Here is a 25,488-nt window from a genome sequence, read left to right on the forward strand (position 1 = left end):
CATGAGCCTGCCGATCAGTCTGGAGTTTTTCCCGCCGAAAACGTCCGAAGGCGCCGAGAAGCTGCGCGCGGTGCGCCAGCAGCTGTACGGGTTGGCGCCTGAGTTCTGCTCGGTCACGTTTGGCGCCGGTGGGTCCACGCAGGATGGCACCTTGCAGACCATAACCGAAATCATGGCGGAGGGTTGTCCGGCGGCGCCTCACCTGAGCTGCATTGGCCAGACGCGCGACAGCATCCGCGCGCGCCTGGCGGCCTACGCGGCCGCCGGGGTCAAGCGCATCGTGGCCTTGCGGGGCGATCTGCCCAGTGGCTATGGGCTGGGCGGCGAATTCCGCTACGCCAGCGACCTGGTGGCCTTCATCCGCGCCGAGACCGGCGACGACTTCCACATCGAGGTTGCGGCCTACCCCGAGACGCATCCCCAGGCCCGATCGCCGGAGGCCGACCTGCAGGCCTATGTGGCCAAGGTGCGTGCCGGTGCGGACAGCGCGATCACGCAGTACTTCTTCAACAGCGACGCGTATTTCCGCTTCGTGGACGACGCGCACCAGCTTGGAGCCGACGTCCCGGTGGTGCCGGGGATCATGCCGATCACCAGTTCGACGCAGCTGCTGCGCTTCTCCGACGCCTGCGGCGCCGAGATCCCGCGCTGGATCCGCCTGCGCCTGCAGGCCTACGGCGATGACACCGCGTCGATCAAGGCTTTCGGCCTGGACGTGGTGACCGACCTGTGCGACCAGCTGCGCAACGGCGGTGTGCCCGGGCTGCACTTCTACACCATGAACCAGAGCGCGGCCACGCGGGAGATCGTGCAGCGCCTGCAGCCGCTGTGAGCGCGGGGCACCGGTCGCCGCGGCGCGGCGGGGTGTCGTCCGTCTGGCCTGCGGTGGCGATGGTGCTGGTGATGGCGCTGGGTTTGGCCGGCTGCGCCAGCGGTCCCGCGGCGCTGCCGCCCCCGGCCGGGCCCGACGCGCCCGCCGACGCAGCGCCGGCCGGTCCGCGCGTGCTCGATCGCGGCATCGGCTCCTGGTACGGCGAGGGTTTTGCCGGCCGACGCACCGCCAGCGGCGAAGCCTTCGATCCCAACGCCCTGACCGCGGCCCACCGCTCCTTGCCCTTCGGCACGCGCGTGCGCGTGCGCCACGAGGCCACTGGTCAGGAGGTGGTCGTTCGCATCAACGACCGCGGCCCGCACATCGGCGGGCGCGTGATCGACCTCAGCCGGGCGGCGGCGGCGCGCATTGGCCTGCTGCGCGCGGGGGTGGGGCCGGTGGTGCTGCTCAGCGAGTGAAGCGCTCGCCCGGCGCGCCGTTGCGCCCGCGAGACGCCCGGGTTTGATGCGCGTCAAGAACGTGCTGCGTGGCAGCACGCCGGCCGGCGGGCCTTGATGTGACGCAAAGGGCGCGTGCGGCCCGGCTTCTGTAATGGTTCTCGGGCATCGCGCCCCGACACCGTCGCAGAAACCCTCTCCGCCAACTTCGCCGAAGACGCACCATGAAAAAGCAAGCCATCGCGCTGACCGCCGCCGCGGCCGCCCTGTTCACCACGACCACCGCCTTCGCCCAGGACATTCCGGCCGGCAGCATCCTGCTGCGCGCCCGCGCCGTGCACCTGGACAGCGCCAACAAGGACGGCACCGGCCTCGGCCTGACGGTCAACGACAAATGGATCCCGGAGGTGGACGTGAGCTACTTCTTCACGCCCAACATCGCCGCCGAACTCGTGCTCACCGTGCCGCAGAAGCACACCGTCTCGTCCAACGGCACGGCCATCGGCAGCCTGCGCCACCTGCCGCCCACGCTGCTGCTGCAGTACCACTTCAACGCCGGCGGTTTCAAGCCCTACGTCGGCGCCGGCATCAACTTCACCCGCTTCAGCTCGGTCAACGTGCTCGGCGGCGCTGCCACGCTGGACCGCACCAGCACCGGCGCGGCCCTGCAGATCGGCGTGGACATTCCGCTGGCCAAGGACCTCTACCTCAACGTGGACGTGAAGAAGGTGTTCATCAAGACCACGGTCAGCGCCGGTGGCGCCGCGCTGGGCGACTTCAAGGTCGATCCGCTGCTGGTCGGCGTCGGCCTGGGCTGGCGCTTCTGACGTCCCGGCGAGGCGCCGGGTCCGCCGCGCGCGGGCTCAGCGCTCGTCGAAGCTCACCACCACGCGCTCGGTGGTGGGCCGGGCCTGGCAGGTCAGCACGAAGCCCTGCCGGGTCTCCCAGTCTTCGAGGGTGAAGTTCTTCTCCATCTCGACGGCGCCCTCCATCACCCGCGCCCGGCAGGTGCAGCACACGCCACCGCGGCACGACCACGGCAGGTCCAGGCCAGCCTCCAGCGCCACGTCGAGCACGCGCTGCGCCGGCGTCATGCGCAAGGCGTGGGGCTTGCCGTCCAGCACGATGGTCAGCGACACGGGGCCCTCGCCAGCGCTGGTGGCGTTCGTCGCGTTGGGGCGGCCGGCGGCGTCGCGGCGCGGGGCCGGGGTGGCCGCGCCCGGCGACAGGAAGCGCTCGGTGTGGATGCGTTCGGGCTTCACGCCGGCGTCGAGCAACGCGGCCTCGGTGGCGTCGATCATGCCGGCCGGGCCGCAGACGAACACCTCGTCCATGCTGGCCACCGGCAGCAGCGCGTCGATCAGTGCGCGCACCTTCGGCCCGTCGATGCGGCCCTCCAGCAGCGGCACCTCTTGCGCCTGGCGCGACAGGATGTGGATCAGCGTGAGGCGGTCGCGGTAGCGGTCTTTGAGGTCCTGCAGCGCCTCGTTGAACATCACGCTGGCCATGTTGCGGTTGCCATAGACCAGCGTGAACTTCGCGGTCGGCGACGCCTCGAGCGTGGACGCCATGATGGACAGGATGGGCGTGATGCCCGAGCCCGCCGCGAAGCCCACGCGGTGGATCGCCCGCGGGCGGTGAACGGTGAATCGGCCGTCGGGTGGCAGCACCTGCAGCGTGTCACCGGCCTTGAGCTGGGTGGTGGCCCAGCCGCTGAACACGCCGCCTTCGACCGGGCGGATACCCAGCGTGAGCTCGCCGCGCTGGGTGAACAGGCTGTGGGGGCTGCTGATCGAGTAGCTGCGGCGAACGTCCTGGCCGTCGATCAGCGCGCGCAGGGTGAGGAACTGGCCGGGCTGGAAATCGAAGGCGGCGCGCTGCGCCGGCGGGATCGCCAGCGTGACCGCGACCGAACCCGCGGCCTCGGGGCTGATGCGCGCGACGGGCAGTTCAATGAAACCGCGGGGGATGGTGGTCATGAGGGTTCTCCCAGGCGCTGGCGGCCGGCGCGGACGCCGCGGTGGTCCGTGTCAGTACGGTTTGAAGAGGTCGAAGGGTTCGAGGCAGTCGAGGCAGCGGTGCAGCGATTTGCAGGCGGTCGAGCCGAACGGCGAGGTTTCGGTGGTGTGCGTGGAGCCGCAGCGCGGGCAGGGCACCGGCTCGGTCGCGGCCCGCCGCGCGAAAGCCACCACGCGCTCGCCCGGGGTCGAGTGCGCGCGGCCGTTCGGGGGGGCGATGCCGTAGGCGCGCAGCTTGTCGCGCGCCTCCGGCGTGATCCAGTCGGTGGTCCAGGCGGGCGTGAGCTGCGTGAGCACGCGCGCCCTCACCCCGGCGGCGGCCAGCGCAGCGCGCACATCGTCTTCGATCTGCCCCATGGCCGGGCAGCCGCTGTAGGTGGGGGTGATGACCACCTCGGCCGCGCCGTCGGCGCCGGCGCGCACGTCGCGCAGGATGCCGAGTTCGCGCAGCGTCACCACCGGAATCTCGGGGTCGGTCAGCGGCTCAAGCGCAGCCCAGGCGCGCTGCACCGCGTCGCCCGCCCCGGCCTCGGGCGTGTCATCGGTCGTGGGGGCGGTCACGGGGTGGCTCATGGCCGTGATCACCAGCGGGCATCGGGGTGGGCGCGCGCGAGGCTTTGCATCTCGGCGAGCAGGTAGCCGCGGTGCTCGGACGCCAGGCCCACGCGGCCCTGCGGCAGATGCCCGCGGTCGCTGGGACGCTCCAGCGTGGCCTCGGCCAGCGTTTCGGCCACGATCGCGTCCCAGCGCGGGCGCAGGTCGGCCAGCCGGATGCCGGTGCCCTGGGCCACGGCCGCGTCTTCGGCGGCGTCGCCGGTCCAGAACTCCTGCGTGTACGGCAGCAGGTGCGCCAAGGCGGCGCTCACGCGCGCGCGGCTTTCGTCGGTGCCATCGCCCAGGCGGACCAGCCAGTCGCCCGCGTGGCGCAGGTGGTAGTGCGCTTCCTTCACCGCCTTGGCGGCGATGCCGGCGAGCTGCGGGTCGGCGCTGTGGCGCAGCGCGTCCCACGCCAGCGTGGCCAGCGCGGCCACGAGGAAGTTGCGCACGAGGGTGGTGGCGAAGTCGCGGTCCGCGCGGGCGGGGCCGGCCAGCGGCCCGTGGTGCGGCAGCTCCATGAGCGTGAAATTGCGGAACGCACCGGCGTCGCGGAAGTAGGCCAGCGTGTCTTCGGTGACCGCGCCCTCGACACGCGCGCCGCGCAGGTGGGCGAAGCGCGCGGCCTCGGCCGGGTCGGCGTTGATGCGGGCGGCGGCGTGCTGGTAGAGCAGGCGGGCCAGCCCGAGGTGGTCGAGGCTGTGGTTGGCCAGCGCCAGGTCCTCTTCGAGGATGGGGCCGTGGCCGCACCATTCGGCGTTGCGCTGGCCCAGCACCAGGGCGTTGTCGGCCAGGTGCAGCAGGTAATCAACGGGTGCGGCGGGTGCGACCGGCGCGGGCGTGGGGGTGGCGTTCATGCGGATTCCCGGGGCGCGGCGGCCGTGGTCACATGTGCCCGACCTGGTCGGGGATCTCGTAGAAGGTCGGGTGGCGGTAGATCTTGTCGGCCGCCGGGTCGAAGAACATATCCTTGCTGTCCGGCTCGCTGGCGGTGATGCTGGCCGAGGGCACGACCCAGATGCTCACGCCTTCCTGGCGGCGGGTGTAGACGTCGCGCGCCATCTGCAGCGCGTGTTGGGCGTCGCTGGCGTGCAGGCTGCCGCAGTGCTTGTGTTCCAGTCCCTGCTTGCTGCGCACAAAGACTTCCCAGAGCGGCCACTCCTTCAGGGCAGGTGAGCTCATGCGGCCTCCTGGGCGGTGCGCTGGCGGCGCTTGGCCGCGTGGGCCACCGCGGCCTCACGCACCCAGGCGCCGTCGTTCCAGGCCTTGACGCGGGTGGCCAGGCGCTCCTGGTTGCACGGCCCGTCGCCGTTGACGACGCGCCAGAACTCATCCCAGTCGATGGCGCCGAAGTCGTGGTGGCCACGCTCGGCGTTCCACTTCAGGTCGGGGTCCGGCAGGGTCACGCCGAGCACCTCGGCCTGCGGCACGGTGGCGTCTACAAACTTCTGGCGCAACGCGTCGTTGCTGATGCGCTTGATGCCCCAGCGCATGCCTTGCGCGCTGTTGGGGCTGTTCTCGTCCGGCGGCCCGAACATGGCCAGCACCGGCCACCACCAGCGGTTCACCGCGTCCTGCACCATCGCGCGCTGCTCGGGCGTGCCTTGCATCATCGCGAGCAGCGATTCGTAGCCCTGGCGCTGATGGAAGCTTTCTTCTTTGCAGACGCGGATCATCGCCCGCGCGTAGGGCCCGTAGCTGCAGCGGCACAGCGGGATCTGGTTCATGATGGCCGCGCCGTCCACCAGCCAGCCAATGACGCCCACGTCCGCCCAGGTCAGGGTGGGGTAGTTGAAGATGGAGCTGTACTTGGCCTTGCCACTGTGCAGCGCGTCGAACATCTGATCGCGGCTGGTGCCCAGCGTTTCGGCCGCGCTGTACAGGTACAGGCCGTGGCCGCCTTCGTCCTGCACCTTGGCCACCAGGATCGCCTTGCGTTTGAGGCTGGGCGCGCGGCTGATCCAGTTGCCTTCGGGCAGCATGCCCACGATTTCGCTGTGCGCGTGCTGGCTGATCTGGCGCACCAGCGTGCGGCGGTAGGCCTCGGGCATCCAGTCGCGCGGCTCGATCTTGCCGTCGGCGTCGATCACCGCGTCGAAGTGCGCCTGCAGCGCCGCTTCCGCGCCGCTCGGCACAGCTTGCAGCGCCGGCGCGGGGCTTCCGTCGGGCACGCTGAACGATTGCGTGTACATGGCTTGTCTCCTCGTCGGACCAAAAGGTGGGCGCAGTATAGACAATTAACCAACCGATCGGTCGGTTAATTGGGTGGCGCGCTCGGATTTCTCCGCCGGGCGGTCGCGGACGGGTCAATGCCTGACGCCGGCGCTGGGGTTTGGAGCCCGGTTCACCATGACAACATGTCCCGCCGACGAGCGCTCCTGCTGGCCGGGCTGCTGGTCGCGGCCGGCGCGGGCGTGGCCGGTGAACCCGACGGACTGCCCGCCGACCGGCGGTGCGGGCTCCCGGTGTTTCAGGACGCCCTGATGGAAGCGATCAACGCCGCGCGCGCCCAGACCCGGTTGTGTGGCCCCATCGCGATGAACGCCGCCACCCCGCTGCGCTGGAACGGTCGCCTGTTTGACGCCGCCGCCCGCCACGCGGCCGACATGGCGCAACACGACTACCTTTCCCATACCGGCCGCGACGGCCGCAGCGTCGCCCAGCGCGCGCAGGCCGCCGGTTACGGCTGGACCGCGATCGGGGAAAACCTGGCCGCGGGTCCGGACAGCGTGGCTGAGGTGGTCGCCGGCTGGCTCGCCAGCCCGGGCCATTGCGCCAACCTGATGAAAGCGGACTTTGCCGAGGTCGCGGTGAGCTGCGTCCACCGGCCGGGCAACCGCTACGGCCGTTACTGGACCATGGTCCTCGGCCACCGATGAGCGCCCGGCGCACCGTCGACCGTCAACCGGTCGTGAGTGCCTGCGACTGACCGCGACCGCGGCCCAGCACGTTCAGCAGCACCGGCAACGCCGCCTGGAGCTGCGGCGCCAGCGTGTGCGGCGGGTTGATCACGAACACCCCACTGGCGGTCAGACCGGGTCGGGCGCCCGCCGCCTCGCGCGCGGGGTCCTGGCCGATCGCGAGCGTTGCGTGCAGCCAGGGCCGCTGGGCCTGCTGGCTGAGCGTGCGCAGACGGCGCGGCAGGTCGTGGGCCTCGGCGCGCGGAATGACCGGATACCAGACGAGGTAGCAGCCGGTGGGAAACCGCTTGAGCGCGTCTTGTATGCAGGCGCTCACTTTGGCGTAGTCGCTCTTGATCTCGTAACTCGGATCGATCAGCACCAGGCCCCGGCGTGAGCCGCCCGCGCCCGGGGGCGGCGGCAGCAGCGGGCGCAGACCTTCAAAACCGTCCTCCCGCAGCAGCTGCAGCGCGCGGCCGGCCTCCAGTTGCGCGATGTTGCCGCTGAGCGTGCGCCCGTCGGTGGGGTGGAGTTCAAACAGCTTGAGCCGGTCGCGCGCCTCGGCGCGCATCAGCGCGTGCATCAGGAAGGGGGAGCCGGGGTACACCCGCAGTTGGCCGGACGGGTTGAAGGCCGCCACCTGGTCGAGGTAATCGTCCACCGCGGGCGCCGACGGAGCGCCCGCGCCCTGGGCCGGGCGCAGCGCGGCCATCAGCTTCACCACCCCGTCGGCCGCCTCGCCTCCGGTGGCGGCGTAATCGCCGTCGAGCCGGTACAGCCCGGCGCCGGCGTGGGTGTCCACCAGCTGCAGTCCCGCCGGTTTGAGCATCAGGTGGCGCAGGGTGGCCAGCAGCACGGTGTGCTTGAGCACGTCCGCGTGGTTGCCGGCGTGAAAGGCATGGCGGTAACTGAACATACGCCCATGGTACCTGTGGCTTGCCCGCCACGAGCCGATTTCGTACAATCGAGGGCTTCGCAGCGATTTCCCGTGGCCCCGCGGCGAAGCATCCATCCCACCTAAGAGGGTTCCGTCAGAGAACCGCCGACCGTGGAAAAGGGCCGCCAAACCCTCGATATCAGCTTCCACATGACCAAAACGTTCAGCGCCAAACCCGCTGACGTGAAGCACGAGTGGTTTGTGATTGACGCGACCGACAAGGTCCTCGGACGAGTTGCCAGTGAAGTGGCTCTCCGACTGCGCGGCAAGCACAAGGCCATTTACACGCCTCACGTCGACACGGGCGATTACATCGTCGTCATCAACGCCGCCAAGCTGCGGGTGACCGGCAACAAATCGCTCGACAAGGTGTACTACCGCCACTCCGGTTTCCCGGGCGGCATCTACGCCACCAACTTCCGCGACATGCAGGCCAAGCACCCCGGCCGCGCGCTCGAGAAGGCCGTTAAGGGCATGCTGCCCAAGGGCCCGCTCGGTTACGCCATGATCAAGAAGCTCAAGGTGTATGGCGGTGCCGAGCACCCGCACACCGCCCAACAGCCGCAAGTGCTGGACCTTTGAAGGAGCCTTGAATGATTGGTGAATGGAACAACGGCACCGGCCGTCGCAAATCCAGCGTCGCCCGCGTGTTCCTCAAAAAAGGCAGCGGCAAGATCACGATCAACGGCAAGGACATCCAGCAGTTCTTCGGCCGTGAGACCTCGATCATGATCGCCAAGCAGCCCCTGGTGCTGACCGACAACGTCGAGACCTTCGACATCCAGGTCAACGTCCACGGCGGCGGCGAATCCGGTCAGGCCGGCGCCGTGCGCCACGGCATCACCCGTGCGCTGATCGATTACGACGCCGCCCTCAAGCCCGCGCTGTCGCAGGCCGGCTTCGTGACCCGCGACGCCCGCGAGGTCGAGCGCAAGAAGGTCGGCCTCCGGTCCGCCCGCCGCCGCAAGCAGTTCAGCAAGCGCTGATCGCCCACCGGCCCGCAAAAACCGCCTGCAAGTTGCACTTGGGGCGGTTTTTGCATTCTGGGCAGACCAGCCGCTTCCGACACAGCCCCGCCCGCCATGCGATTCCGACTCTGGCGCCGCCGCCTCACGATCAGCGCTCCGCGCATGGCCGTGCGCAGCAGTCTGCCTTGGCCGGTCCGCTGGCTGGCCGGTGCGGTGGTGCTCGGGTTCTCTGCCGCGCTGGCCCTCTGGGCCTTCGAATTCGGCAAGGAAATCGCCGGGCTGGACCGCCACAGCGCCGCGGAACTCGAGCGCTTGCGCACCGAGGTGACCGGCTTGCGCTCGGCCTTGCAGGAGGCGCGCGCCGTGGCCGATACCGCCGAAAGTGTGCTGCTGACCGAGCGCAGCGCCCAGGCGCAACTGGTGCAGCAGGTCCGGCAGCTGGAGGCCGACAATCAGGCCCTTCGCAACGACCTCGGCTTCTTTGAGCGTCTGTTGCCGGCCACCGGGCAAGACGGTCTGACGATCCGCGCGCTGCAGGCCGAGCCGGTCGGCGGCGGCCAGTGGCGCTGGCAGGTGCTCGCGGTCCAGGCCGGGCGTCAGGCCGCGCCGGTCGAGGGCACGCTGGAGATCGTGTTCGCGGGTTCCCTGGCCGGGAAACCCTGGAGCCAGGCGTTATCGCCCCAGCCCGCGAGTGTGCGCACCTACCTGCGTCGGGAGGGTGCGGTGGACTTGCCCGCGCAAGCGCAGGTGAAAAGCGTCACCGCACGTATCTTGCAGGGGTCGGCGGTGCGCGCCACCCAGACGACCGCGCTACAGTCCGGCGACCGCCTGCGACCCTGAAACCCACCGCGAGGAGCCCCCATGTTCGGCAAACGCAAGCCCCCGCCCATCAAAAGCCTGATCGCACCCGGCACCCGCATCGAAGGCCATGTGCAGTTCCGCGACGGCTTGCGGGTGGATGGCGAGGTCGCGGGTGACTTGAAGGCCCCCACCGGCGAGCCCAGCATCCTGGTGATCAGCGAACAGGCGCAGGTCTGCGGCCGCGTCGAGGCCGATCACGTCATCATCAATGGCACTGTGCGCGGCCCGGTGCTCGCCCGTGAACTGCTCGAATTGCAACCCAAGGCCCGGATCGAGGGCGACGTGACGTACAAGGCGCTGGAGATGCATCAGGGCGCCACCATCGCCGGGCGCTTGCAACCCCTGTTGGGTGAAGACGCTGAAAAGCCCACACTGAAATTGGCGGCAATCAACGCCTGACCCCATTTTCCGAGTGGTTTGGTTTACCATTTTTGACATCCGGACCTGTCGTCCGACCCTGCCCCCGAAGGAATTGCCATGAGCGCCGCTGCCGCCGAAGCCCAGACCACCGAGATGCCCGCCCCGCTGATCTTCACCGACAGTGCCGCCGCCAAGGTGGCCGAACTGGTGGCTGAAGAGGGCAACCCGGACCTGAAGCTGCGGGTGTTCGTGCAAGGCGGCGGCTGCAGCGGTTTCCAGTACGGCTTCACCTTCGACGAGGTGGTGAACGAAGACGACACCGCCATGAACAAGAACGGCGTCACGCTGCTGATCGACGCGATGAGCTACCAGTACCTCGTCGGCGCTGAGATCGACTACAAGGAAGACTTGGAAGGCGCGCAGTTCGTGATCAAGAACCCCAACGCCACCACCACCTGCGGCTGCGGGTCGAGCTTCAGCGTCTGATTTCAGCGGCGGTCGTTCTCGTCGCCGAGGGCGGCGAGACCCACAAAAAAAGGGAGCCATCGGGCTCCCTTTTTGTTGGGTCGGTGTGGCGGCACCGCGCCGCCTCCGGTCATTGCGCGCTGGCTTGCTGCATCGAGCCGGCGGCGTCGAGGGCCACGCGCTGGGCCCGGGCGACCGCCTCAAAGGAGGCGCGCAGCTGGTCGGGCAGCTTCACGGCCTCGCTCTGGCGGGCAATCACCAGCGGGTCACGGTGTTGTCCGTTGTCGCGGAACTCGAAATGCAGGTGCGGCCCGGTGGAGGCGCCGGTCGAGCCGACATTGCCGATGAAGTCGCCCTGCGCCACGCGCTGGCCCTGGCGCACGCCGATGCGGCTGAGGTGGGCGTAGAGCGTGGACTGGTTGTTGCGGTGGCGGATGATGATGACGTTGCCGTAGCCGCGCTGGACGCCGGCGAACTCGACGACGCCGTCGCCGACGGTGCGCACCGGCGTGCCGGTCGGGGCGGCGTAGTCCACGCCCAGGTGGGCCTTGCGCTCGCCGGAGATCGGGTGGAAGCGCATGCCGTAGCCGCTGCTCACGCGGGAGAAGGCCAGGGGCGAGGAGAGGAAGTAGCGCCGTGAGCTCTCGCCGGCGAAGTTGAAATAGCCGCCTTTGTGGCCCGGGGCCTCGAACCACACCGCCTGGTGGGCCTTGCCATCGTTCACGAACTCGGCGCTCAGCACGCGGCCCGTGGTCAGCGGCTCGCCGTCGGCTTCGAGCGTTTCGTACACCAGCGTGAAGCGGTCGCCCTGGCGGAGGTCGCGCCGGAAGTCGATGTCACTGGAGAACATTTCCGCCAGCTGCACGGCGATGGCGTCGGGAATGTTGGCCGCGTCGGTGGCGGCGAACAGGGAGCTGCGGATGGTGCCGCTGGCCAGGCGGGCCGACGCGACCAGTTCGCCGCGCTCCACCCGCGACGTGAGGCCGCCCTCGGGCTTGGCCTCCACAACGAGGCGGTGAAACGCCTTGCCGTCGCTGGTGAGCCAGCGGGCGGTCAGGCGCAGCAGTCGCTGGTCGTCGTCGGCCTGGACGTGAACCAGCCGGCCGTTGCGGCCCAGCAGGGCGCGGCCGTTCGGGTCCTGGCGCAGAAAGGCCTGGGCCGCGGGGTCGGCGACACCGAGACGCTGCAGCAGGCTTTGCACGGTGTCGTCGGCGCGGGTCGTGTCGCTGCGGTACAGCGTGAAGGGCACGGCGCCCTCGCCGAGCAGGTCGGCCGGCACCACCACCGGGGCGGTGCTCAGGGATTCCGTGACCTGCTGCACCGGCAGCTGCGCGGCATCGGGCGCCAGCGGGGCGATGCCGAAGGCGGTCACGCCGGTGCCCAGCAGCAGGGCGCCAATGCCGCCGACCACGCGGCGGGGGTGGCGGGCCAGGCTGTCCCGGGCGGCGGCGGCGGTGACCGCCAGCGAAGCGAAGAAGCTGGGCATGGGATTCACACAAAAACGCGCCGCCCGGCGGGCGGCCCGTGGAATGGATGCATGGGGAGCCTGAGAGTTCAGGCGTCGCCGTTCGGGATGTCGGGGAGCGTGGGTGCAAAAACCACGCCAACTAGAATCCCTGTATCGGCGCCGGGCAGTATAGCCATCGCTCGCCGTCTGACATCCGGAACAACGCGCATGAGTCTGCCGACGAACGAACCCCAAAGTACGCAAAACCCGCCCGACGCGGTCGAGCCGATGACAGACGGCGTGCGCGAGGCCTTGGCGGTGACGCTGCGTGGCGTGGAAGAACTGATCCCGCAGGCCGATTGGGTGCGCAAACTGGCGCGTGCCGAGCGCACCGGCGTGCCGCTGCGCATCAAATTGGGGCTCGACCCGACGGCGCCCGACATCCACCTGGGCCACACGGTGGTGCTCAACAAGATGCGCCAGCTGCAGAATCTGGGGCACACGGTGATTTTTCTGATCGGCGACTTCACCAGCCTGATCGGTGACCCCTCGGGACGCAACAGCACCCGGCCCCCGCTCACCCCCGAGCAAATCAAGGCCAACGCCGAGACCTACTACCAGCAGGCCAGCCTGGTGCTGGACCCGTCGAAAACGGAGATTCGCTACAACAGCGAGTGGAGCCTGCCGCTGGGCTCGATGGGCCTGATCCAGCTGGCCGCCAAGTACACCGTGGCCCGCATGATGGAGCGCAACGACTTCCACCAGCGATTCACCGCGGGCACGCCGATCAGCGTGCACGAGTTCCTGTACCCGCTGATGCAGGGCTACGACTCGGTGGCCCTGAAGGCTGACCTCGAGCTCGGCGGCACCGACCAGAAGTTCAACCTGCTGATGGGCCGCCACCTCCAGGCCGAATACGGCCAGGAGCCGCAATGCATCCTGACGATGCCGCTGCTCGAAGGCCTGGACGGCGTGGACAAGATGTCCAAGTCCAAGGGCAACTACATCGGCATCACGGAAGACGCCAACGCGATGTTTGCCAAGGTGCTGTCGATCAGCGACACGCTGATGTGGCGCTGGTACACGCTGCTGTCGTTCCGGTCGATGGCCGAGATCGAGGCCCTGCAGCGCGAGGTGGCCAACGGGCGCAACCCGAAGGACGCGAAGGTGATGCTGGCCAAGGAAATCACCACCCGGTTCCACAGCGCCGCCGCGGCCGAGGCCGCCGAGCAGGACTTCATCAACCGCGCCAAGGGCGGGATCCCGGACGAGATCCCGGCGGTGTCCCTGGCGGGTGCGCCGCTGGGCATCGCAGCCCTGCTGAAGGCGGCCGGTCTGGCGCCGTCCAGCAGCGAGGCGAACCGCCTCATTGAAGGCGGGGGCGTGCGGGTGGACGGCGCCGTCATCAGCGACAAGGGCCTGAAACTGCCCGCCGGCACCTTCGTGGTGCAGGTCGGCAAGCGCAAGTTCGCGCGCGTCACGCTGGCCTGAGGACAGCGATCCGTGCCCGCCGGCGTTCTGGCCCGCCTGACTCCGCAGCGGCTGCTGCAGGTCTCTATCGCGGTCGCGCTGGTCACCATCGGCCTGAAGACAGCGGCCTGGGCCGTGACCGGGTCCGTTGGTCTGCTGTCGGACGCCATGGAATCGCTGGTCAACCTGGCCAGCGCCGTGTTCGGCCTGGTGATGGTCACCGTGGCCGCCCGTCCGCCGGACGACGACCACCCCTACGGCCACCACAAGGCGGAGTACTTCTCGTCGGGGTTCGAGGGCGTGTTGATCATCGCGGCGGCGCTGGGCATCGTGTGGGCGGCCGGCCATCGCCTGTTCGATCCGCAGCCGCTGGAGCAGGTGGGCTGGGGCCTGGCGCTGTCGGTGGCCAGCTCGGCGCTCAACGGCCTGCTGGCCTGGGTGATGTTCCGGGCGGCCCGCCAGCACCGTTCGATCGCGCTGGAGGCCGACGCGCGCCACCTGGTCACCGATGTGTGGACCTCGGCCGGCGTGGTGGTGGGCATCGGCGCGGTGGCGCTGACCGGCTGGCTGTGGCTGGACGCGGTGGTGGCGATCGGCGTGGCGCTCAACATCCTGCGCGAAGGCTTTCACCTCATGTGGCGCTCGTCGCAGGGCCTGATGGACGAGGCGGTCGAGCCAGAGGTGCGCGCCACGATCGAGGCCACGCTGAACGGCTTCGCGCACCGCCGGGGCGACGCCGACATCATCCGCTTCGATCACCTCAACACGCGCAAGGCGGGTCAGCGTCGCTTTGTCGATGTGCACATGCACATGCCCGCGGGCTGGTCGCTGGGCCGCGCGGCGGCGCTGCGGCTGAGTGTCGAGCAGGCGCTGATGAGTGCGGTGCCGGGGCTGCGGGCGACGATCCAGCTGTTGCCCACCGACGTCGAGGCGCACTTCGACGACCCGCGGGACCTGAAATAGGCCGGACCACACCACCATGATCGCGCTTCTTCAACGGGTGACCGAGGCCCGCGTGGACATCGCCGGCGAGACGGTGGGCGCCATCGGTCCGGGGCTGTTCGTGCTGGTCTGCGCCGAGCCGGACGACACGCCCGCGGTCGGCGAGCGCCTGCTGGCCAAGATCCTGAAGCTGCGCATCTTCAATGACGAGGCCGGCAAGATGAACCGCAGCCTGCAGGAGGTGGGCGGCGGCCTGCTGATCGTCAGCCAGTTCACCCTGGCGGCGGACACCCGTGGCGGCAACCGGCCGGGCTTCACCGGCGCCGCGCCGCCACAGCAGGGCCGGGCGCTCTATGACGCCTTCGTGGCGGCCGCCCATGCCGCGCACCCGGTGGTGGCCACCGGGCGCTTCGGGGCCGACATGGCGGTTCATCTGGTCAACGATGGCCCGGTGACCATCCCCATGCGCCTGGGCGCCTGAGCGCCGCGGTCCCCGGGCGGCCTGACTCAGACCTCGCGCACGTCGCGGCTCGGGCCGTTGGTCTTCACCGAGTCGATGCCCGTCTGCCGCGCGCCGGTGGAGACGTACATCTGGCTGGTGCCGATGATTTCGCCGTTGGCGGCCTTGAGGTTGAAGTAGGGCTTGCCGTCCTGGCTGGTCTGCAGCGTGTAACGCTCGTCGTGCGGCGCGTTCACCTGCACCGACGCGATGCCGCCGCGCGCGCCGGCTGCGGTGGCGTAGGTCTCGCTGCGCAGAATGACCAGCCCGTTGGCCGCTTTCAGCACGAAGTGGTGAAGACCTTGGGCGTTTTTCGAGAGTTCGTACCAGCCTGACATGAGTCGCTCCTGGGGGTTGAAAGGAGCGGCCATGCTAGGGGCCAGCGAGGCCCGATACACCCGGCTGCGGTGTTGGCGGCACGGCGTGGCCCGGATGGCGCCGGGCGCGGTTCAGGCGTAAGGGTCTGGCTCGCCGAGGCCGCGCAGGATGGCGGTTTCCTGGGCCTCCATCGCCTCGGCGTCGGCGTCGCTGGTTTCGTGGTCCCAGCCCTGCGCGTGCAGGGTGCCGTGCACCAGCAGATGGGTGTAGTGCGCGGCCAGCGGCTTGCGCAGCCGCTTGGCCTCGGCCGCGACCACCGGCGCACACAGCACGAGATCGGCCATCACGACCGGCTCGCTCGCGTAGTCAAAGGTCAGGACGTTGGTGGCGTAGTCCTTGCCGCGGTAGTCGCGGTTGAGCGCCTGGCCTTCGGCCGCGTCGACGATGCGCACCGTGATTTCGGCTTCGCTGTCGAGGGCGGCGCGGATGGCGCGCGACACGCGGTGGCGGGGCAGGGCGTCGCGGTGCTCGGCCACGCCGTCGAAGCGGGCGAACTGCAGGGACAGCGTGAGTGCCGGGCGGGTCATGGTGGCCTTGTCAACCGGCGCTGGTCGCACGGCGGGGACGGCGCACCGGCGGGGCCTCGTCGGCACCGGGGGTGCGGGCGTCGTAGGCGTCGACGATGCGGGCGACCAGCGGGTGGCGCACGACGTCGGCGCTGGTCAGCCGCGAGAACGCCACGCCAGCCACCCGGCGCAGCACTCGCTCGGCGTCGATCAGGCCGCTGAGCTGGGTGCGCGGCAGATCGATCTGGCTCACGTCGCCGGTGACCACCGCCTTGGCGCCGAAGCCGATCCGGGTGAGGAACATCTTCATCTGCTCGGGCGTGGTGTTTTGCGCTTCGTCGAGGATGACGAAGGCGTGGTTGAGCGTGCGCCCGCGCATGAAGGCCAGCGGCGCGATCTCGATCTGCTGGCGCTCGAAGGCCTTTTGCACCTTGTCGAAGCCCATCAGGTCGTACAGCGCGTCGTACAGCGGGCGCAGGTAGGGATCGACCTTCTGACCGAGATCGCCCGGCAGGAAACCCAGCTTCTCGCCGGCCTCCACCGCCGGGCGGGTCAGCACGATGCGCTGCACCGCGCTGCGCTCCAGGGCATCGACCGCGCAGGCCACGGCGAGGTAGGTCTTGCCCGTGCCGGCCGGACCGATGCCGAAGGTGATGTCGTGGGTGGCCATCTGCTGCAGGTAGCGGGCCTGGTTGGGCGTGCGCCCGCGCACCTCGCCGCGGCGGGTCTGCATCACCGCATCCCCCGCGGCGGGCTCCTCCAGGGCGGTGTCGCCGCTGAGCATGAGTTGCACCTGTTCGGCGGGGATGGGGCGGCGCGCCATCTCGTACAGCGCCTGCAGGACTTCCATCGCCCGCGTGGCCGCGGCTTTCGGGCCCTCCACGCGGAATTGCTCGAAGCGGTGCGCCACCTTGACCGCCAGGGCCGCCTCGATGGTGCGCAGGTGGGCGTCCAGCGGGCCGCACAGGTGCGCCATGCGGTCGTTGTCGGGCGGGGAGAAGGTGTGACGAAGAATCAAGCCGATAATTCCGCAGCGCTGAAGGAGCCCCGATGATAGGCAAGTTGACCGGCACGCTGCTGGAGAAGAACCCGCCGCAGATCCTGGTGGACTGCCAGGGCGTGGGATACGAGGTGGATGTGCCGATGAGCACCTTCTACCACCTGCCCGCCAGCGGCGAGCGGGTGTCGCTGCTCACGCACTTCGTGGTGCGCGAGGACGCCCAGATCCTGTACGGCTTTGCCACCGCCCCCGAGCGCGAGGCCTTCCGCCAGCTCATCAAGATCAGCGGCGTCGGCCCGCGCACGGCGCTGTCGGTGCTGTCGGGCCTGAGCGTGGCCGAGCTGGGGCAGGCGGTCACCGCGCAGGAAGCCGGCCGGCTGGTCAAGGTGCCGGGGATCGGCAAAAAGACGGCCGAGCGATTGCTGCTGGAGCTCAAGGGCAAGCTCGGTGCCGACCTGGGGGCCCCCGCGGCGGCCGCGGCCGTGGGCGATGCCGCCGGCGACATCCAGCAGGCGCTGATCGCGCTGGGCTACAGCGACAAGGACGCCGCGGCCGCCCTGAAAGCGCTGCCCGCGGGCGTGGGCGTGACCGAAGGCATCAAGCTGGCGTTGAAGGCGCTGGCGAAATGAAGGCAGCGAGCGTTGCCCCCGCGGCCCTGCACCCACGGACCCACCCATGACCATCCAGACCGACGATTTCGCCCCGGCGCCGCGCGTGGTCTCGGCCGCGGCCGTGTCGCCCAAGGAAGAGGCGATCGAGCGCGCGCTGCGGCCCAAGCTGCTTGACGAGTACGTGGGCCAGATGAAGGTGCGCGAGCAGCTTGAGATCTTCATCGGCGCTGCGAAGAAGCGCGCCGAGGCGCTGGATCACGTGTTGCTGTTCGGCCCGCCCGGCCTGGGCAAGACCACGCTGTCGCACATCATTGCGCAGGAACTCGGCGTGAACCTGCGCCAGACCAGCGGGCCGGTGCTCGAAAAGCCCAAGGACCTGGCGGCGCTGCTGACCAACCTTGAGCCCAACGACGTGCTGTTCATCGACGAGATCCACCGCCTCAGCCCGGTGGTGGAGGAGATCCTTTACCCCGCGCTGGAGGACTACCAGATCGACATCATGATCGGCGAGGGGCCGGCGGCGCGCAGCATCAAGCTCGACCTGCAGCCCTTCACCCTGGTGGGCGCCACCACGCGCGCGGGCATGCTCACCAACCCGCTGCGCGACCGCTTTGGCATCGTCGCGCGGCTGGAGTTCTACACCGCCGAGGAGCTGGCGCGCATCGTCACGCGCAGCGCCGGCCTGCTCAACGCGCCGATCGACGCCGACGGCGCCTTCGAGATCGCGCGCCGCTCGCGCGGCACGCCGCGCATCGCCAACCGGCTGCTGCGCCGCGTGCGCGACTACGCCGATGTCAAGGGCGGCGGCCACATCACCCAGGACATCGCCGCCCGCGCGCTGGCCATGCTGGATGTCGATCCGCAGGGTTTTGACCTGATGGACCGCAAGCTGCTGGAGGCGGTGATCCACCGCTTCGATGGCGGCCCGGTGGGGCTGGACAACATCGCCGCCAGCATCGGGGAAGAGCGCGACACCATCGAGGACGTGATCGAGCCCTACCTGATCCAGCAGGGCTACCTGCAGCGCACACCGCGCGGGCGCACCGCCACGCTGGCGGCGTACCGCCACCTGGGCGTGGCGCCGCCGGCCACCGAGGGCGGCCTGTTCCGCGACGCACCTTAGCCAGATCTCCGCCGCCATGGCCACGACCCGCCCTCCCGAGAACGCCACCGCCGCCATGTACCGCGCCGCGCTGGGGCCACTGTCGGCCGGCACCCACCTGCCGGTGTTTGTGCGCTTTGATGAAGCCGGTCTGCCCGGACCCGCCTTCAACTGCTGGGCCGCGCTGGGCACGACCGGGTGGCTGGTGTTCCACCGGCTGTGGACCGCGGCCCTGGCGTGGGCGGCTCTGCTGGCGCTGGGGACCGCCGGGCTGCTGGCGTCGATCGATACCTGGCGCGCGTGGCCGCCGGTGGCGCAGGGCGTGTTGCTCGGGGGTCTGGCGCTGGCGGCGTTTGTCCTGCCCGGCTGGTTTGCCGTCGCGCTGTTGCACGACCGGGTGCGTCAGCGCATGACGGCGGCGGTGCGGGCCTCGCAGACGGTGCAGCAGGCGTGTGAACGGCTGGCCGACGCGGCGCCAGGCCGGGGATGGCTCGTGGTGGCCGGTCTGGTGCAAGCCGCGGTGGCGCTGGGCCTGGTCGCGGTGGTGGCTGTGTCGCTGTCCGACCGCTTCACCACCGTGCCGGCGGTCGTCGCCGCGCCCACCGCCACGGACAGCCCCCCTGCACCGGTCGCCACACCCGCGCCCGCGCCCGCGCCCGCGCCCGCGCCCGAGGCTACGCCGCCGACGGCGTCCAACCCGTCCTCCGGGGCCACCGAGGGCGCCACGCCCGCGGCGTCCGGCTCGCCGGGTTCTTCGGCACCCGCCGCCGCGCCGGCGTCCGTCGCTGCGGCCGCCCCGCCGGCGGCACCCGCGGCACCCGCGCCGCCCACCGCCGATGCTGAGCCACCGGCGGTGAAGGCGGCGTCTCCCGTGCCGGCTGTGCCCGCGCCGGAGGCCGCTGTGCGCCCGCGCATCAAGGGGCACGGCGTGGCGGTGGGCTTGTTCGGCGATCCGGCGAACGCGGAGCGCGCGCGGCAGCGGCTGGCCGCGGCGGGCCTGCCGGTGCTGATGGACCCGGTGGAGTCCGCGCGCGGCACGCTCACCCGCGTGCGCGTGGGGCCTTTCGAGTCGCGCGAGCAGGCCGACGACGCCGCGCGGCGCATCCGCGCGCTGGGTCTCGACGCGCGGCCCTACAGTCCCTGACCCGCTCCCTCAACCCAGCCTCGGGCCGCTGTCCGGGCGGCCGCGGAGGCTCAGTCCACCGCGCCGCGCGCATCGACGTGGATCAGCCGCTCCACGTGCCCGTCGGGCACGCCACCGCGCACGCCGATCAGCCAATCGTGCAGGTTGACCGTGGGGTCGCAGTGGCCGGGGATCAGCCAGACCGGCTCGCCCAGCGCGGGCAGCGATCCCGGGTCGGCGTCACGGTGCAGCACGCCGTGTTCGTCACCGCCGTTGCTCCAGCGCAGGCCGGCGGGGTGGGCCACCAGCGGCGGGCCGCTGTCCAGGGCGTGGCTCTTGTGGCCGGCGTCGATCACCGCGCGGTCCGGGCTGCGGCTGATGACCTGGGCCTGCAGGTACAGCGCGTGGTCGAACGTCAGGTCGAAGCCGTGGGTCAGACCCAGGGCGCTGGGGTCGTCCGGCGCGTTGCGGGCGTAGTCCGCGTCCATGAACAGGTAGGAGCCGGCCTGCAGCTCGGTCCACAGGCCGCTGACGGCTTCGTGCAGGTAGCTGCCGGTGCCCGCGCCGGTGATCGACGGCGGTGGCAGGCCCGCCGCCGTCAGGGTGTCGCGGGTCTGGCGCACCGCGGCGGCTGCCGCGGCGATGGCCTCGCGGCGTTCATCCGGGCTTCGCCGGTGCTGCGCGCCGCCGTGGTAGGCCTGCAGGCCGGCCCAGCGCAGGCCCGGTGTGGCGGCGATGCGCTGCGCCAGCGGCACCGCGGCCGACCCGGGCGCCACGCCGCAGCGCCCTTGACCCACGTCGATTTCCACCAGCACGTCCAGCGTGCCGTGGCCTGGCAGCCCGGCGCGCTCGACCGCCGCGATCACCGCGTCCAGGCCCTCGGCGCTGTCCACCGCCAGGCCGAAGTGCGTGGGCAGCTCCCGCGCTGCCTCGACGAGACGGCGCAGCTTGGCCGGCGCGATCACTTCGTTCGTGATCAGGATGTCGCCGATGCCGGCGCGCGCCAGCGCCAGGGCCTCGCCGACCTTCTGCACGCACACGCCGACCGCGCCATGCGCGATCTGCAGCCGCGCCAGTTCCGCGCTCTTGTGCATCTTGGCGTGCGGCCGCAGGCGCAGGCCGCGCTCGCGCACGAAGCGCGCCATGCGCTGCAGGTTTTGCTCCATGGCGTCGAGATCGACCACGAGCGCGGGCGTGTCGATGGCGCGCACCGACTGGCCGATGAGGCCGGTGAATCGTTCCGGGACGGTGGCCATGGCGGGTTCAGGCGCTGCGTTCGTCGAGGGCGGCGCCGTCGGGGTCGGCCTGCAGGTGCCGCACGTCGGCCCATCCCACCAGGCTCAGGCCTTCCGGCGACCACAGCAGGCGGTTGACGGCGGTGTTGGCCAGTTCCCAGGTGCGCGGCGCCTGCAGTTCCAGGCGCGTGGCGGCGCGGTAGAGGATGTCGAGCACACCGCCGTGGGCCACGAGCAGGATCTGCTCGCCGGCGTGGCGCGCGGCGATGTCATGCACCGCGGCGACGACCCGCTCGCGCAGGGTCAGCAGCGTCTCGCCGCCGGGCGGCGCGAAGTCGGGCATGCGCTTGCGCCAGGCCAGGGTTTCGGTGGGCCATTTCAGCTCCAGCTCGTCCCAGGTGTGGCCCTCGAAGCGGCCAAAGCCGCGCTCGCGCAGGCCGGTGTGCGTGTGCACCGGCAGGCCGGCCGGGTGGGCCACCGCCTCGGCCGTCTCCCGCGCGCGCTTGAGGTCGCTGGCGTAAACGGCGGCGATCGGTTCATCCCGCAGGGCCGCGGCGAGGCGCCCGGCCTGCCAGCGACCGTGGTCGTTGAGGTCGATGTCGGTGTGGCCCTGGATGCGCGTGGCGCGGTTCCAGGCGGTTTCGCCGTGGCGTACAACGAGAAGGCGGGTGGCGTGCAATCGGTTCTCCGGAGCGGGGCGCGGGGCCAGCGGCAACTGTAGCGGCGAATACCCCCCAATGACCCCCCGTGGCGCGGGCTTTGCCGCCACAATCGACCACATGGTCAGCGAACCCAGCGCGCCCGGCGACGATTTTTCCACCCTGTTCCAGTTCCTGCCCATCGGCGCCTACCGCTCGGTGGTGGGACGCGGCATGGTGCGGGCCAACCCCGCGCTGGTGGCGCTCACCGGGCTGTCCAGCGAGGCCGAGCTGCTGGCCGACCTGAACGCCTCGCCCCAGGGCTGGTATCTGCAGCCCGCGCGGCGGGCTGAGTTTCTGGACCGGCTGCTGCGCGACGGCAAGGTCACCGGCTTCGTGTCCGAGGTGCGACCCCACCGCGGGGCCGGCCGGCTGTGGGTCAGCGAGAACGCCCATGTGGTGCGGGACGCGGCTGGCGAGGTGTTGTACTACGAGGGCACGGTCGAGGACGTGACCGCGCGCATGGCGGCCGAACGCGCCGTGGCCGATCACGCCGAGCTGCTGCGTCTGGTGACCGAGCAGGTGCCCGGGGCGGTGTACCTGCTGCATATCGGCCGCGACGGGCAGCGGCGCTACCGCTTTGTGAGCGAAGGCATCCGGGACATCTACGGGTTCGGCCCCGACGAGTTGTTGGCCGATCCGTGGTTGATCGCGCGGTTTCGTCACCCCGACGACCGCGACCGGCTGGAGCGCGACCACGTCGCCGTGCTGGGCGACCGCACCGATCTCGCCGGCGAGTTCCGCATCGTGCTGCCCGACGGACGCACCCGGTGGGTGCTGCGCCGCTCGACGCGCGTGATGGCGGACGCGCAGGGGGTGTTGCGGGCGGGTGTGCTGATCGACGTGACCGAGCGCAAGGCGGCCGAGGCGGCGCTGAAGGCCAGCGAGGCGCTGTGGAAGCTGGCGCTGGAGGGTGCAGGCGATGGCGTGTGGGACTGGAACCTGCAGACCGGCGAGGAGTTCTTCTCGGCGGGGCTGCGGGCCATGCTGGGTTACGCGCAGGACGAACTGCCCGATCTGGCGCGCGAGATGGATGCCCGCACCCACCCCGACGACATCCCCCAGATGGAGGCCGACCGCCAGGCGCATTTCTGCGGCCGCGTGCCGCAGTACCGCAACGAGCACCGTGTGCGCTGCCGCGATGGGCAATGGAAGTGGGTGCTCTCGCGCGGGGTGGTGATCGCGCGCGACGCCGCAGGGCAGCCGCAGCGCATGGTGGGCACCCACACCGACATCACGGCCTTCAAACAGGCCGAGGCCGACCGGCGGACGCTGGAAGCTCAGCTGCGCGAGTCGCAGAAGATGGAGGCCATCGGCACGCTGGCCGGGGGCGTGGCGCACGACTTCAACAACCTGCTGGCGGCCATCCTGGGCAACCTCACGATCGCGCGCGAAGACGTGGGCACCGACCATCCCGCGCAGGAAAGCCTGCAGGAAATCCACCGCGCGGCCCTGCGGGCGCGGCAGCTGGTGCAACAGATCCTCACCTTCAGCCGCCGCCAGTCACAGGCCATGGAGTGTCAGCCCCTGCAGCCGGCCGTGGAGGAGGCGCTGCGACTGCTGCGCTCGCTGCTGCCGGCCGGCGTGAAGTTGCACGCCGACCTGCGGGCGCCCGACCTGCCGGTGCTGGCCGACGCCACCCAGGTGCAGCAGGTGGTGATCAACCTGTGCACCAACGCCTGGCAGGCGTTCGATGGCGCCGGGGGCGAGATTCGCGTGGCGCTGGAGCGTGTCGCGCTGGACGCCGCTGCCGCGGTGGGGTTTGAAGGGCTGTCGCCGGGTGCGTACCTGCGTCTGAGCGTGAGCGACAACGGCCGCGGCATGGACGCGGAAACCCGCCGCCGCATCTTCGAGCCATTCTTCACCACCAAGGCGCCCGGCACCGGCACGGGGCTGGGGCTGTCGGTCGTGCACGGCATCGTCAAGGCCCACCACGCGGGCATCGCGGTGCACAGCGCCCCGGGCGAGGGCACGCGTTTCGAGGTGTGCTGGCCGCTGGCGCCCGGCGAGGCCGGCGCCGCCGCGACCGTGTCCGCCGAGTCGCCTTCGGCCACCGCCGCCGCCTTGGCCGGGCGCCACATCGTCTACATCGACGACTACGAGGCACTGGTCTTTCTCGTCGGGCGGCTGCTGCGCAAGCAGGGGCTGCGTGTCACGACCTTCGAGTCGGGTGAGGCGGCGCTGGCCTGGTTCGGTGCGCATCCGGCCGAGGTGGTGGACCTGGTGGTCACCGACCACAACATGCCCGGGTTGTCGGGCGTGGAGGTGGCATCGGCGCTGCGCGCGCTGCGCCCCGGGCTGCGGGTGGCGGTGGTGTCGGGCCACGTCAACGACACCCTGATCGCCGAGGCGCGGGCCGCGGGCGTGAGCGAGGTGCTCGGCAAGCAGGACAGCATGGACGCGCTGGGCGAGCAGATCCGCGGCCTGCTCAATGGCACGGCGTCTGCCTGAACGCTTCCGGGAACGCCCCGGTGAACGCCGGCGGATGCGGCGTCAGCGGGGCAGGTCGATGTTGACCTGACGCTCCCCCGCCGGCGGGGCCGGGAAGCCCTGCAGTGCGGCGTCGAACATGGCGCGCCACAGGGCGGGCGACGCATTCCAGCGGCCGTCGTGGGCCGCGCGGGTCTCGTACACCACCTGGGCGCTGCCGGCGTGGCGGATCACCAGCGACACGCGGCGCAGGAAATACGGCGATTCCAGCCGCGGAAACAGGGGCACGTAGATCAGTGCGCCGTTGTTGGCCAGCACAAACTGCCCGCCGAAGCCCCCGGGCGCGTAGGGGCCAAACCCGTCGTACGGGCTTTCCCACGGCGCGCGGGGCAGCCGTTGCGTCGCCGCGCTCACCTGCACCGTCCACGGCGCTGCCACCCCCGGGGCTGCCGGCGTCCAGCCGACGCCGGCCAGCGCCTGCGCCGCCACGTTTTCCAGCTCCGCTTGCCCCGCGCCGTCCTGGGAGGGCAGCCGCTCGAACCGGAACACCTGTGGCGCCTGCGGCACGGCCGCGCCCGCGCCGCGTTCGGTCCAGCGCGCGAAGCTCTGGACCTGGTTGTCCACCCGCATCACGCTGGCGCAGCCACCAAGCAGCAGCGCGATGGCCATCATCAACCACCAGGCAGGGCGACAGCGTTTCATGGGTTTTCCTCCGGGCGGATGGGCCGCCGTGGCTCAGTCCACAGGCGCCAGCGGTATGACGGCCCGCGCGGGCGCCGGGTTCCCGCCGGCGTCTGTCGCGGACGACAGGGCGGACGACGGCGCGGCGGGCGGCAGCGGCTCGGGGTCAAACGCCTTGTCCCCGTCGGCATCGGGCACGCCGGTGGGCTTGAGCGTGGCGAACGGGTGCAGGCCGCGGTCCATCAGGTGGCTGGGCACGACGTTCTGCAGCGCGTTGAACATGTTCTCGATGCGGCCGGGGAATTTCTGCTCCCACTCGCGCAGCAGGTTGCCCACCTGTTTGCGCTGCAGGTTTTCCTGGCTGCCGCACAGCGTGCAGGGGATGATGGGAAATTGCTTCACCTCGGCCCAGCGCGCCAGGTCCTTTTCGGCCACATAAGCCATCGGCCGGATCACCACGTGTCGACCATCGTCACTCACCAGCTTGGGCGGCATGCCCTTGAGCTTGGCACCAAAGAACATATTGAGCAGCAGCGTCTGCAGGATGTCGTCGCGGTGGTGGCCCAGCGCGATCTTGGTCGCGCCCAGCTCGTCCGCCACGCGGTACAGAATGCCGCGGCGCAGCCGCGAGCACAGGCTGCACATCGTCTTGCCTTCCGGAATCACGCGCTTGACGATCGAGTAGGTGTCCTGGTTCTCGATATGGAACTTCACCCCCAGGGCGCTCAGGTAGGCCGGCAGCACCTCTTCCGGGAAACCCGGCTGCTTCTGGTCGAGGTTGACCGCGATCAGCTCGAAGTTCACCGGCGCGCGTGCCTGCAGCTTGAGCAGGATGTCCAGCATGCCGTAGCTGTCCTTGCCGCCGGACAGGCACACCATCACCCGATCGCCCTCTTCGATCATGGCGTAGTCGGTGATGGCGCGGCCCACCTCGCGGCACAGGCGCTTTTCCAGTTTGTGGTTTTCCAGGGCTTCGTTCATGGCCGGGACTCCG

The 25,488-nt window shown here is 70.5% G+C and carries 30 protein-coding genes; 16 read left to right on the plus strand and 14 right to left on the minus strand.

What is annotated here, in order from left to right:
• The first annotated feature begins 1 nt into the window (after position 1).
• From metF to AC2D80_RS00715, 3 genes are all read left to right on the plus strand, one after another.
• Positions 2 to 832, plus strand: coding sequence for a methylenetetrahydrofolate reductase [NAD(P)H] (metF, locus tag AC2D80_RS00705; RefSeq protein WP_484631052.1), 831 nt, complete (start codon positions 2 to 4; stop codon positions 830 to 832).
• 32 nt (positions 833 to 864) lie between these two features.
• Entirely contained in the window at positions 865 to 1,290 is a 426-nt protein-coding gene (locus tag AC2D80_RS00710) for a septal ring lytic transglycosylase RlpA family protein (RefSeq protein WP_484631053.1), read from the plus strand.
• Between the two features lie 203 nt (positions 1,291 to 1,493).
• Positions 1,494 to 2,096, plus strand: coding sequence for an OmpW/AlkL family protein (locus tag AC2D80_RS00715; RefSeq protein ID WP_484631054.1), 603 nt, complete (start codon positions 1,494 to 1,496; stop codon positions 2,094 to 2,096).
• A gap of 36 nt (positions 2,097 to 2,132) precedes the next feature.
• Here the strand turns inward: AC2D80_RS00715 and AC2D80_RS00720 are convergent, their stop codons facing one another.
• The 5 genes from AC2D80_RS00720 to paaA are packed head-to-tail and all read right to left on the minus strand — an operon-like array spanning position 2,133 to position 6,073.
• On the minus strand, positions 2,133 to 3,248 hold the full coding sequence (locus tag AC2D80_RS00720; RefSeq protein ID WP_484631055.1) for a 2Fe-2S iron-sulfur cluster-binding protein: 1,116 nt from the start codon (positions 3,246 to 3,248) through the stop codon (positions 2,133 to 2,135).
• A 51-nt stretch (positions 3,249 to 3,299) separates the two neighbouring features.
• Positions 3,300 to 3,860, minus strand: coding sequence for a 1,2-phenylacetyl-CoA epoxidase subunit PaaD (gene paaD / locus AC2D80_RS00725; RefSeq protein ID WP_484631056.1), 561 nt, complete (start codon positions 3,858 to 3,860; stop codon positions 3,300 to 3,302).
• Between the two features lie 8 nt (positions 3,861 to 3,868).
• A complete protein-coding gene (gene paaC, locus AC2D80_RS00730; RefSeq protein ID WP_484631057.1) occupies positions 3,869 to 4,738 on the minus strand; it encodes a 1,2-phenylacetyl-CoA epoxidase subunit PaaC in 870 nt (289 codons plus the stop codon).
• A 28-nt stretch (positions 4,739 to 4,766) separates the two neighbouring features.
• Positions 4,767 to 5,063, minus strand: coding sequence for a 1,2-phenylacetyl-CoA epoxidase subunit PaaB (paaB, locus tag AC2D80_RS00735; RefSeq protein ID WP_484631058.1), 297 nt, complete (start codon positions 5,061 to 5,063; stop codon positions 4,767 to 4,769).
• The gene (paaA, locus tag AC2D80_RS00740; RefSeq protein ID WP_484631059.1) at positions 5,060 to 6,073 is read right to left on the minus strand and encodes a 1,2-phenylacetyl-CoA epoxidase subunit PaaA; all 1,014 of its coding nucleotides are present in this window, start codon (positions 6,071 to 6,073) and stop codon (positions 5,060 to 5,062) included. The genes paaB and paaA overlap by 4 nt, the downstream gene beginning before the upstream one ends.
• A gap of 165 nt (positions 6,074 to 6,238) precedes the next feature.
• On the opposite strand from paaA, the gene AC2D80_RS00745 reads away from it, so the two are divergent.
• Positions 6,239 to 6,760 (plus strand): CAP domain-containing protein, encoded by a 522-nt coding sequence (locus AC2D80_RS00745; protein WP_484631060.1) that lies wholly within the window; start codon positions 6,239 to 6,241, stop codon positions 6,758 to 6,760.
• Between the two features lie 22 nt (positions 6,761 to 6,782).
• Here AC2D80_RS00745 and AC2D80_RS00750 read toward each other — a convergent pair whose 3' ends face one another.
• Complete coding sequence (locus AC2D80_RS00750; protein ID WP_484631061.1) at positions 6,783 to 7,697, minus strand: 23S rRNA (adenine(2030)-N(6))-methyltransferase RlmJ; 915 nt, start codon at positions 7,695 to 7,697, stop codon at positions 6,783 to 6,785.
• A 171-nt stretch (positions 7,698 to 7,868) separates the two neighbouring features.
• On the opposite strand from AC2D80_RS00750, the gene rplM reads away from it, so the two are divergent.
• The 5 genes from rplM to erpA all read left to right on the plus strand — a co-directional run bounded on the left by rplM (position 7,869) and on the right by erpA (position 10,393).
• Positions 7,869 to 8,300 (plus strand): 50S ribosomal protein L13, encoded by a 432-nt coding sequence (gene rplM / locus AC2D80_RS00755; RefSeq protein WP_484631062.1) that lies wholly within the window; start codon positions 7,869 to 7,871, stop codon positions 8,298 to 8,300.
• An 11-nt stretch (positions 8,301 to 8,311) separates the two neighbouring features.
• Positions 8,312 to 8,704, plus strand: coding sequence for a 30S ribosomal protein S9 (gene rpsI, locus AC2D80_RS00760; RefSeq protein ID WP_484631063.1), 393 nt, complete (start codon positions 8,312 to 8,314; stop codon positions 8,702 to 8,704).
• Positions 8,705 to 8,800: 96 nt separating this feature from the next.
• Positions 8,801 to 9,526 carry a DUF6776 family protein gene (locus AC2D80_RS00765; protein WP_484631064.1) on the plus strand — a complete coding sequence of 242 codons (726 nt, stop codon included), beginning with the start codon at positions 8,801 to 8,803 and terminating at the stop codon, positions 9,524 to 9,526.
• Positions 9,527 to 9,547: 21 nt separating this feature from the next.
• Positions 9,548 to 9,946: a bactofilin family protein gene (locus AC2D80_RS00770; RefSeq protein WP_484631065.1), complete on the plus strand. Its 399-nt coding sequence runs from the start codon at positions 9,548 to 9,550 to the stop codon at positions 9,944 to 9,946.
• A 78-nt stretch (positions 9,947 to 10,024) separates the two neighbouring features.
• Positions 10,025 to 10,393: an iron-sulfur cluster insertion protein ErpA gene (gene erpA, locus AC2D80_RS00775; protein ID WP_484631066.1), complete on the plus strand. Its 369-nt coding sequence runs from the start codon at positions 10,025 to 10,027 to the stop codon at positions 10,391 to 10,393.
• A 109-nt stretch (positions 10,394 to 10,502) separates the two neighbouring features.
• On the opposite strand, the gene AC2D80_RS00780 is transcribed toward erpA, so the two are convergent.
• Complete coding sequence (locus tag AC2D80_RS00780; RefSeq protein ID WP_484631067.1) at positions 10,503 to 11,858, minus strand: peptidoglycan DD-metalloendopeptidase family protein; 1,356 nt, start codon at positions 11,856 to 11,858, stop codon at positions 10,503 to 10,505.
• Positions 11,859 to 12,047: 189 nt separating this feature from the next.
• On the opposite strand from AC2D80_RS00780, the gene tyrS reads away from it, so the two are divergent.
• From tyrS to dtd, 3 genes are read left to right on the plus strand one after another with little or no spacing between them, the layout of a single operon-like run.
• Entirely contained in the window at positions 12,048 to 13,310 is a 1,263-nt protein-coding gene (gene tyrS / locus AC2D80_RS00785; protein WP_484631068.1) for a tyrosine--tRNA ligase, read from the plus strand.
• A gap of 12 nt (positions 13,311 to 13,322) precedes the next feature.
• The gene (locus tag AC2D80_RS00790; RefSeq protein WP_484631069.1) at positions 13,323 to 14,252 is read left to right on the plus strand and encodes a cation diffusion facilitator family transporter; all 930 of its coding nucleotides are present in this window, start codon (positions 13,323 to 13,325) and stop codon (positions 14,250 to 14,252) included.
• Positions 14,253 to 14,268: 16 nt separating this feature from the next.
• Positions 14,269 to 14,712: a D-aminoacyl-tRNA deacylase gene (gene dtd, locus AC2D80_RS00795; RefSeq protein ID WP_484631070.1), complete on the plus strand. Its 444-nt coding sequence runs from the start codon at positions 14,269 to 14,271 to the stop codon at positions 14,710 to 14,712.
• A gap of 26 nt (positions 14,713 to 14,738) precedes the next feature.
• Here the strand turns inward: dtd and AC2D80_RS00800 are convergent, their stop codons facing one another.
• The 3 genes from AC2D80_RS00800 to AC2D80_RS00810 all read right to left on the minus strand — a co-directional run bounded on the left by AC2D80_RS00800 (position 14,739) and on the right by AC2D80_RS00810 (position 16,632).
• Positions 14,739 to 15,068 (minus strand): YegP family protein, encoded by a 330-nt coding sequence (locus tag AC2D80_RS00800; protein ID WP_484631071.1) that lies wholly within the window; start codon positions 15,066 to 15,068, stop codon positions 14,739 to 14,741.
• Positions 15,069 to 15,179: 111 nt separating this feature from the next.
• A complete protein-coding gene (gene ybeY, locus AC2D80_RS00805) occupies positions 15,180 to 15,635 on the minus strand; it encodes an rRNA maturation RNase YbeY (protein ID WP_484631072.1) in 456 nt (151 codons plus the stop codon).
• A 10-nt stretch (positions 15,636 to 15,645) separates the two neighbouring features.
• The gene (locus AC2D80_RS00810; RefSeq protein ID WP_484631073.1) at positions 15,646 to 16,632 is read right to left on the minus strand and encodes a PhoH family protein; all 987 of its coding nucleotides are present in this window, start codon (positions 16,630 to 16,632) and stop codon (positions 15,646 to 15,648) included.
• A gap of 32 nt (positions 16,633 to 16,664) precedes the next feature.
• On the opposite strand from AC2D80_RS00810, the gene ruvA reads away from it, so the two are divergent.
• The 3 genes from ruvA to AC2D80_RS00825 are packed head-to-tail and all read left to right on the plus strand — an operon-like array spanning position 16,665 to position 19,471.
• On the plus strand, positions 16,665 to 17,243 hold the full coding sequence (gene ruvA, locus AC2D80_RS00815; protein WP_484631074.1) for a Holliday junction branch migration protein RuvA: 579 nt from the start codon (positions 16,665 to 16,667) through the stop codon (positions 17,241 to 17,243).
• Between the two features lie 46 nt (positions 17,244 to 17,289).
• Complete coding sequence (gene ruvB / locus AC2D80_RS00820; protein WP_484631075.1) at positions 17,290 to 18,348, plus strand: Holliday junction branch migration DNA helicase RuvB; 1,059 nt, start codon at positions 17,290 to 17,292, stop codon at positions 18,346 to 18,348.
• A gap of 16 nt (positions 18,349 to 18,364) precedes the next feature.
• Positions 18,365 to 19,471 carry an SPOR domain-containing protein gene (locus tag AC2D80_RS00825; RefSeq protein ID WP_484631076.1) on the plus strand — a complete coding sequence of 369 codons (1,107 nt, stop codon included), beginning with the start codon at positions 18,365 to 18,367 and terminating at the stop codon, positions 19,469 to 19,471.
• Between the two features lie 50 nt (positions 19,472 to 19,521).
• Here AC2D80_RS00825 and AC2D80_RS00830 read toward each other — a convergent pair whose 3' ends face one another.
• Positions 19,522 to 20,706: a DSD1 family PLP-dependent enzyme gene (locus AC2D80_RS00830; RefSeq protein ID WP_484631077.1), complete on the minus strand. Its 1,185-nt coding sequence runs from the start codon at positions 20,704 to 20,706 to the stop codon at positions 19,522 to 19,524.
• A gap of 7 nt (positions 20,707 to 20,713) precedes the next feature.
• On the minus strand, positions 20,714 to 21,364 hold the full coding sequence (locus AC2D80_RS00835) for a histidine phosphatase family protein (RefSeq protein ID WP_484631078.1): 651 nt from the start codon (positions 21,362 to 21,364) through the stop codon (positions 20,714 to 20,716).
• A gap of 58 nt (positions 21,365 to 21,422) precedes the next feature.
• Between AC2D80_RS00835 and AC2D80_RS00840 the strand changes: the two genes are divergently transcribed.
• The gene (locus AC2D80_RS00840; protein WP_484631079.1) at positions 21,423 to 23,834 is read left to right on the plus strand and encodes a hybrid sensor histidine kinase/response regulator; all 2,412 of its coding nucleotides are present in this window, start codon (positions 21,423 to 21,425) and stop codon (positions 23,832 to 23,834) included.
• A 42-nt stretch (positions 23,835 to 23,876) separates the two neighbouring features.
• Here the strand turns inward: AC2D80_RS00840 and AC2D80_RS00845 are convergent, their stop codons facing one another.
• Complete coding sequence (locus AC2D80_RS00845) at positions 23,877 to 24,515, minus strand: DUF4136 domain-containing protein (protein ID WP_484631080.1); 639 nt, start codon at positions 24,513 to 24,515, stop codon at positions 23,877 to 23,879.
• A 33-nt stretch (positions 24,516 to 24,548) separates the two neighbouring features.
• Entirely contained in the window at positions 24,549 to 25,475 is a 927-nt protein-coding gene (ttcA, locus tag AC2D80_RS00850; protein ID WP_484631081.1) for a tRNA 2-thiocytidine(32) synthetase TtcA, read from the minus strand.
• Positions 25,476 to 25,488 lie beyond the last annotated feature (13 nt).

The organism is Hydrogenophaga sp. T66 (assembly GCF_057219855.1).